Source organism: Flavobacteriales bacterium (assembly GCA_013214975.1).
GTDB lineage: Bacteria > Bacteroidota > Bacteroidia > DT-38 > DT-38 > DT-38.
This window is the reverse complement of record JABSPR010000426.1, coordinates 1-7657: the sequence shown is the minus strand read 5'-3', so window position 1 is coordinate 7657 and position 7657 is coordinate 1. Positions and strand designations below refer to the sequence as shown.

Sequence of the window (7657 nt, the reverse complement as noted above, 5' to 3'; positions counted from 1 at the left end):
TAGCACAATGTGTTCCCGGGCTTGATCCGGGATCTTTTTCTAAAGTAAGTCGGTAGATTAACCTTCCTCTGATGTCACTTCGAGTGAATTTCGTTTTTCGAAATTAGTATCGAGAAGAATCGTTGATATAATAGTCTTGCTATAGAATCAATACCTCAGCTGATTCAAGAAGTTCTAGTCTAAGAGATGTGCTTAAAATCGACCTAAAGGGCTTTTCTTACTGTGATAAAACCACACCCAATGTTGTTTCACCTTGCTTGTTGGTGATAGCCATTGTGTTGTGTCCAGTAATAGTCGTCGTTTTGTATATGTGGTTTAGATAAGTGTCCATTGCTAATATATCAACGGAATCTTGAGCCGAACGAGCAGTGTCTGCTTCACTTCCCCAGGCAGGATCCTTTTCATACATTCTATTGAATAATGCTAAGTCAGCCGTGTTCATTAATGTCCAGTTAGTATCACCATTATATACATCTACGATATCGTTAGGTATTTCTGCTGTTGCGTAAAAGAAATAGTCATTTCTGCTTAAATCTTTAAAAAGAACCTTTCCTGTATAATCGGTTGTATCGTGATGTCCGTATTGAGCAGGTTCCGTACCTGGAGAGGTAGTAGCGCCACATTTCAGGTATACATCAGCTTGTTTTACTAAGATAGAATCGAGTCCGTTAATTCGGTACACAGCAACAAGAATTTGCGCTTTTCCTTTATCACAATCTTCGCACGAAGAGATTAATGACATGATAATAGCGCAGCACGCTAGTGTCCATTTAAAACCTATTTTATTCGTTAAATTTCTCATAATGACCCAAGTTTTGAATGTTAAAGATACAATAAAATGATACTATTTAACCAAGTCGAAATCCCATTGTATCATTCTGTGTTAACATAATTTAACTCAGTCGTTAATAAAATGAATTAATGCTCGCCCTTGAAGCACTCTAGTTTGATTAGTTGTTTTATATTTGCCGTTCCAAAAACCGGATAAGAACAAAAATGCAGAATAAATCAGCAATTAAAATATTTACATTCCTCTTTATAGCGGTATGTGTTTACCATTTGTCTTTTACATGGGTGGTAAGTAAAGTAGAGAACGAAGCGAAAGAGTTAAGTAATGGTGATGCTTTAGTAGAGGCTAATTATTTAGACTCAATGAAAACAGAGGCGGTATATCCACTTCTAGGTTACACGTATGGTGAGTGTAAAACCAAAGAAATTAATTTAGGTCTCGACTTAAAAGGTGGTATGAATGTTACTTTAGAAGTATCTGTAATAGATATTTTGAAAGCTCTTTCAAACAATAGCGCTGACGCTACTTTTAATACAGCACTGAATGATGCAACTGAGCTGCAAAAGCAAAGTAATCAAGATTATATTGTTCTTTTTCAACAAGCTTTTGAGAAGATTGATGCGGGTGCAAAATTAGCATCGCCTTCTATTTTCGGTACGCGTGAGATGCAAGGAAGAATCAAGTATGAGAGTACGAATGATGAGGTGATTGATATCTTGCAGCATGAAGTAGATGCAGCTATCAATAGATCTTTCTTAGTATTAAGAACTCGGATTGATAAGTTTGGTGTTTCACAACCAAATATTCAACGTCTTGGAACTTCTGGTAGAATTCAAATTGAATTACCTGGTGTAAAAGATCCAGAAAGGGTAAGAAAGTTATTGCAAGGTACTGCCGAACTTGAGTTCTGGGAAACATATAGTAATCAAGAGATATATCCTTTTTTGGCCAAGGCTAATCAGGAGCTGGTAAACATCAACACTGCTGATGGAGTATTGGATTCTACTGCTACGGTTGAGGTTGAAGATTCTGTAATTACAGAGGAAGTAGTAGTTGATTTACTTGATGTATCTGATTCTACAGAAATTGATTCTTCTGATTCAGGATTGTCATTAATTGATGAGATTGAGGAAGGAGAGAATGTTTCAGATGATAAAAGTTTGAGCTCTGCAGAAAGCGAAAAACAAAATCCTTTGTTCTTTAGGTTATATCCAAGTATTACCCAGAATGAGCAAGGGCAACAGGTATTGGCTTCTGGGCCAGCTGTTGGTACTTCTCTAATAAAGGATACAGCTAAAGTTAATGCGATGTTAAGTCAGCCTAGAGTTAAAGCATTGTTTCCTCCAAGAATGAAATTCTTATGGAGCGTTAAGCCTATCGACGAAGCAGGAAGAACGCTTAGGTTATTTGCAATAAAGGTTGCGGATAGAGAAGGTAAAGCTCCACTGGGCGGTGATGTGATTAAAAATGCACGTCAGCAATACAGCCAAAACAGTGCTAGTTCAGAAATTAGAATGGTTATGACTCCAGAGGGAGCTAAAATCTGGAAAAGACTTACTGCAGATAATGTAAATAGTAGTATAGCAATCGTGCTAGATAACTATGTGTATTCTGCGCCGAATGTATTAGGTGAGATACCAAATGGAATTTCTTCAATTACTGGTGATTTTACTTTGCAAGAGGCGGATGACCTTGCAAACGTTTTAGAAGCAGGTAAACTACCGGCTCCAGCTAAAGTTGTAGAAGAAGCGATTGTTGGACCATCATTAGGAAAGAAAGCAATTAGAGATGGGCTGAGTTCTTTTGTTATTGCTCTGCTTGTAGTTCTGGTTTATATGATTTTCTATTACGGAAAAGCAGGCTTAGTTGCTAATGTTGCTCTTTTTGCAAATATCTTCTTCTTGTTAGGTGTTCTGTCGTCTGTTACCGCCGTTCTTACGTTGGCAGGTATTGCCGGTATCGTACTTACGATCGGTATGTCGGTTGATGCGAATGTGCTTATATATGAAAGAATTCGTGAAGAATTAACTGCTGGAAAGGGAATACATTTAGCTGTTTCTGATGGGTATAGTAAAGCGTACTCTTCGATTATTGATGCGAATGTTACTACGTTATTAACCGGTGTGATACTTTACATATTTGGTTCAGGTCCGATTCAAGGTTTTGCCTTTACACTGATAGTAGGTATTATGACTTCATTGTTTGCAGCAATATTTATCTCTAGAATGATATTTACTTGGATGTTGGAAACAAACAAAGAGATTACATTCTCAACTAAGTTAACTGAGGGGTTATTTAAGAATGTTAATTTTTCTTTCATCGGGAAAAGAAAAATGTTCTATGCTCTTTCAAGCGTTGTTATCATTTTAGGAGTGGGTTCATTTATTACAAGAAACTTTGATTACGGAGTTGATTTCAGTGGAGGTCGTTCTTATGTTGTAAAGTTTGAAAACAATGTAGAAAGCGAGAACGTTAGTGCTGCTCTGAAAGGGGATTTGGAAAGTGCTCCACAAGTAAAAACTTTTGGTTCTGATGATCAAATGAAGATTACAACCAAATATTTAATTAATAGCGTAGATCTTGATGTTGAAAATCAAGTAAAGGCTAAACTGGAAGCAGGTTTGCAAACGCTTGGCAATGGTTATGAGATATTAAGCTCTCAAAAAGTTGGGCCAACAATCGCGGATGATATCAAGGAGAAAGCAGTATGGTCAATCTCATTCTCGCTAATAATTATATTCTTATATATCTACTTCCGTTTTGGATTTGAATGGAGATTGGGTTTAGGTGCGTTAATCGCAATATTTCATGATGTATTGGTAGTATTGTCTTGTTTCTCTCTATTGCACGGTATTATGCCGTTTACAATGGAAATAGATCAAGCGTTTATCGCAGCTATACTTACTGTTGTTGGTTATTCAATTAACGATACGGTAGTTGTATTTGATAGAATTAGAGAATACTTGGAGATTCATAGAAAGAAACCATTAGCTGAGTTAATTGATAGCGCATTGAACGATACTTTAAGTAGAACATTTAATACTTCGATTACGATTTTTGTGGTGTTATTGGCTATCTTCTTGTTTGGAGGTGAGGTGATAAAAGGATTCTCTTTCGCACTTCTTATAGGTGTGGTAGTTGGAACTTACTCTTCGCTTTGTATAGCGACGCCAGCTTATTTTGAACTATCAAAGAGTAAATCATAATATTTGATTTAATTTGCGAGTATGCAATACTTGTTCTTTAGCTTCGGAGGAGGCGAAATATTTGTAATCTTAATTATCATTCTGATGCTTTTTGGATCCAAGAAGATTCCTGAATTGGCAAGAGGGATTGGTAAAGGCATTCGCGAGGTTAAAGATGCAACCAATGATATTCAACGAGAAATAACAAAAGGAGTTGAGGATAAGGACAATAATAAAAGCTGATTCTCAATTCTTATCTAAGTAAGTCTATGGATTATTTAATGTTAATTGCTGGACTTGCATTACTCGTAGCAAGCGGTGAATTTCTAGTAAAAGGGGCTGTTTTCTTAGCTAAGAAAATGAAGGTTTCTTCTTTGGTAATTGGGATGACTGTTGTGTCGTTCGGAACCTCAGCGCCGGAATTGTTGGTTAGTATACAAGCGGCTTTCTCAGGTCATGCTGATATATGTATCAGTAATATCATAGGTTCTAATATTGCAAACCTTGCGTTGGTGTTAGGGTTAACTGCGATTGTGTTTCCAATTAAAGTAGATAAGAATTCTGTTCGATCAGACTGGCCAATGATGATGGCTGCAACTCTATTGTTTTATTACTTCTTTTTTGATGGAGTCTTGTCTCACGTGGAGGGTTGTATCTTCGTTGCTTTACTTGTAACTATGATTACTTGGTTGATTGTTAAATCGAGAAAGGAGCAAAGGGAAAAGGGTGAAAGTATTGAAAAGGTAGCGGATGAAAAGGGGGGGAGTCTTGCTAAGAATGTTGGGTATTTACTCGCTGCATGTATTGGGTTGTACTATGGTGCCGAGTGGTTAGTGGAAGGTGCAGTGAATATTGCGAGAAACTTAGAAGTAAGCGAAAGAATTATAGGATTGACCATTGTTTCTTTTGGAACAAGCTTGCCAGAATTAGTTACCTCGTTAATTGCAGCCTTTAAAAGAGAGACGGATATTTCTATAGGTAACCTTATAGGGTCTAATATTTTCAACATCTTGGCTATTCTTGGGATTACATCTATTCTTCAGGAAATCGTAATCTCTTTAGATAAATTCATATTCGATATTTTCTGGATGCTTGGTATATCGATTTTGGTATTCCCTTTAATCTTACATAAAATGAATCTGGGTAGGGCGAAAGGCGCTATCCTATTCTTGGTTTACTGTGCATATCTGTATTCAGTAGTTTCTTGAAAATCATTTATTTTTTTTAATAGCCCGAAAAGCAAGGGGTGTTTTGGTTAAAACTATGTTTTTTCAACAATGCGTTGAAAAAACAGGGGGTGCCATCGTGATAAAGTAGCTCTTAGAAAAGATTTAATATTTCAATTGGTATCTTTGGGTCGGATAATTCATAGTTATATAATCTTTTAAAAAATATATTATGTCGTCATTAAGATTTCAAGCCTTGCAGGATATTTTAGATAGAGAGCCTCTTATGAAAGAAGAGGAAAGTATGTCGAGAGCAGAACTTTTTGGAACAAATGTCTTTAATCGATCGGCTATGAAAAAGAATCTGTCTTCAGATATCTTTAAAAAAGTAATCGAAGCTATAGAAGGAGGAAGAAGATTAGATAGAAGTATTGCTGGTCAAGTTGCTACGGGAATGAGAACTTGGGCGATGGCAAAAGGAGCAACCCATTATACGCACTGGTTTCAACCTTTAACGGGACTAACAGCAGAAAAGCATGATGCCTTTTTTGAAACAACATCTGATGGTGAAGCGATTGATCATTTTGGTGGAGCACAACTTTCACAACAAGAGCCTGATGCTTCTAGTTTTCCGAATGGAGGAATAAGAAATACATTCGAGGCACGTGGGTATACAGCTTGGGATCCAACATCTCCAGCATTTGTAATGGGAAGTACGCTTTGTATTCCTACGGTTTTTGTTGCTTATACTGGCGAAGCATTGGATTATAAAACACCATTATTGAAAACGATTACTGCCATAGATAAGGCAGCAACAGATGTTTGTCAATACTTTGATAAAAAGGTTACTAAAGTGATAACGACCTTGGGATGGGAGCAAGAATATTTCTTGGTGGATTATGCATTGGTAAATGCTCGCCCTGATTTGATTCTTACGGGTAGAACATTGTTTGGTCATCTGTCTTCAAAAGGGCAGCAGTTAGACGATCATTATTTCGGATCAATTCCTGAACGAGCCAAGGCTTTTATGGAAGAATTTGAATTTGAATCAATCAAATTGGGTATACCAGTTAAAACTCGTCATAATGAAGTAGCACCAAATCAATTTGAGTGCGCACCAATTTTCGAAGAATTAAATCTTGCTGTAGATCACAATCAATTAGTGATGGACGTAATGGAAAAAGTAGCCAGAAAACACAAGTTCAAAGCGCTGTTACATGAGAAGCCTTTTGCTAACGTAAATGGTTCAGGAAAGCATAATAACTGGTCTTTAGCTACTAATCTTGGAGATAACTTATTGAGTCCTGGAAATACACCGAAAAGCAATATCCGGTTTCTTACATTCTTTGTGAATACGATAAAGGCTGTTCATGAATACAATGATCTAATTCGAGCATCGATCGCAAGTGCAGGGAATGATCACAGGTTAGGAGCGAATGAGGCACCTCCTGCTATTATTTCTGTATTTATAGGAACAGAACTATCTGCGGTATTAGATGTTGTTGAAAAGAGAGTAACTGGAGATAAAATGAATACAGATGATAAAACTGATTTAAAACTAGATATCGGCAAAATCCCAAGTATTCTATTAGATAATACGGATAGAAACAGAACTTCGCCTTTTGCATTTACTGGAAATAAATTTGAGTTACGGGCTGTAGGTTCGCAAGCAAACTGTTCTTCGTCAATGATAGTGTTGAATACAATTGTTGCTAAGCAATTGCAAGAATTTAAAAAATCTGTAGATGGTCATATTGCGAAAGGGGTAAAGAAAGACGAAGCGGTATTTAAAATATTGAAGAAATATATTGTAGAGTCTAAATCTATTCGATTTGAGGGTAACGGATATGGTGATGAATGGGAAAAAGAAGCAAAGAAAAGAGGCTTGTCTAATATCAAAACTACGCCACATGCCCTAGATGTATTCATTTTGGATAAAACTAAGAAGCTATTTAAAGACTTAGATATATTGTCAGGCGTTGAGCTAGACGCTCGTCATGAAATAGAATTAGAAAACTATAAGCTTAAAATCCAGATAGAATCTAGAATGATCGGCGACTTGGCATTAAATCAGATTATCCCCACTGCAATTGAATACCAAAACACATTAGTATCTAATGTTAATGGTTTGAAAAACATCATGGGTAGTAAGTTTAAAAAGACTGCCGGTAGTCAGCTAAATACTATAGAAATGATTTCTGAGCATATTACAGGGATAGAAAAGAATGTAAGTTTAATGGTAGATGCTCGAAGAAAGTTGAATAAAATAGATGACGGAGCAAAGTCTGCAAGAGGATACTGTGAAAAGGTAGTTCCATTTTTTGACGCTATTAGAAGGGATGTAGATAAGCTGGAAATCATAGTAGATGATAAGATTTGGCCACTACCTAAATACCGTGAAATGCTATTTACAAAATAGTATTTTCTGAGTCGCGGATTGGAAATTCAATTTTCAATCAGAGTTACTTCCATTTTATTTTGCTCAATAGGACTATTGAATTAGCAGATTTTGGGTT

The 7657-nt window shown here is 36.4% G+C and carries 5 protein-coding genes; 4 read left to right on the top strand and 1 reads right to left on the bottom strand.

The genetic code is table 11. The features are described 5' to 3' along the window. Positions 1–217: 217 nt before the first annotated feature. The gene (locus HRT72_13270) at positions 218–802 is read right to left on the bottom strand and encodes a hypothetical protein (GenBank protein ID NQY68678.1); all 585 of its coding nucleotides are present in this window, start codon (positions 800–802) and stop codon (positions 218–220) included. A gap of 194 nt (positions 803–996) precedes the next feature. Here HRT72_13270 and secDF point away from each other — a divergent pair, with 194 nt between their 5' ends. The 4 genes from secDF (at position 997) to HRT72_13250 (ending at position 7560) form a co-directional block, all read left to right on the top strand. Then, positions 997–3996, top strand: coding sequence for a protein translocase subunit SecDF (secDF, locus tag HRT72_13265; protein NQY68677.1), 3000 nt, complete (start codon positions 997–999; stop codon positions 3994–3996). 21 nt (positions 3997–4017) lie between these two features. Beyond that, positions 4018–4218 (top strand): twin-arginine translocase TatA/TatE family subunit, encoded by a 201-nt coding sequence (locus HRT72_13260; GenBank protein NQY68676.1) that lies wholly within the window; start codon positions 4018–4020, stop codon positions 4216–4218. A 26-nt stretch (positions 4219–4244) separates the two neighbouring features. Further along, on the top strand, positions 4245–5183 hold the full coding sequence (locus HRT72_13255) for a calcium/sodium antiporter (GenBank protein NQY68675.1): 939 nt from the start codon (positions 4245–4247) through the stop codon (positions 5181–5183). 190 nt (positions 5184–5373) lie between these two features. Next, positions 5374–7560 (top strand): glutamine synthetase III, encoded by a 2187-nt coding sequence (locus HRT72_13250; protein NQY68674.1) that lies wholly within the window; start codon positions 5374–5376, stop codon positions 7558–7560. Positions 7561–7657: the final 97 nt, after the last annotated feature.

Coding starts and splice junctions, on each gene's coding strand:
- HRT72_13270 (NQY68678.1), bottom strand. CDS start 802: ATGAGAAATTTAACGAATAAAATAGGTTTTAAATGGACACTAGCGTGC.
- HRT72_13260 (NQY68676.1), top strand. CDS start 4,018: ATGCAATACTTGTTCTTTAGCTTCGGAGGAGGCGAAATATTTGTAATC.
- HRT72_13250 (NQY68674.1), top strand. CDS start 5,374: ATGTCGTCATTAAGATTTCAAGCCTTGCAGGATATTTTAGATAGAGAG.
- secDF (NQY68677.1), top strand. CDS start 997: ATGCAGAATAAATCAGCAATTAAAATATTTACATTCCTCTTTATAGCG.
- HRT72_13255 (NQY68675.1), top strand. CDS start 4,245: ATGGATTATTTAATGTTAATTGCTGGACTTGCATTACTCGTAGCAAGC.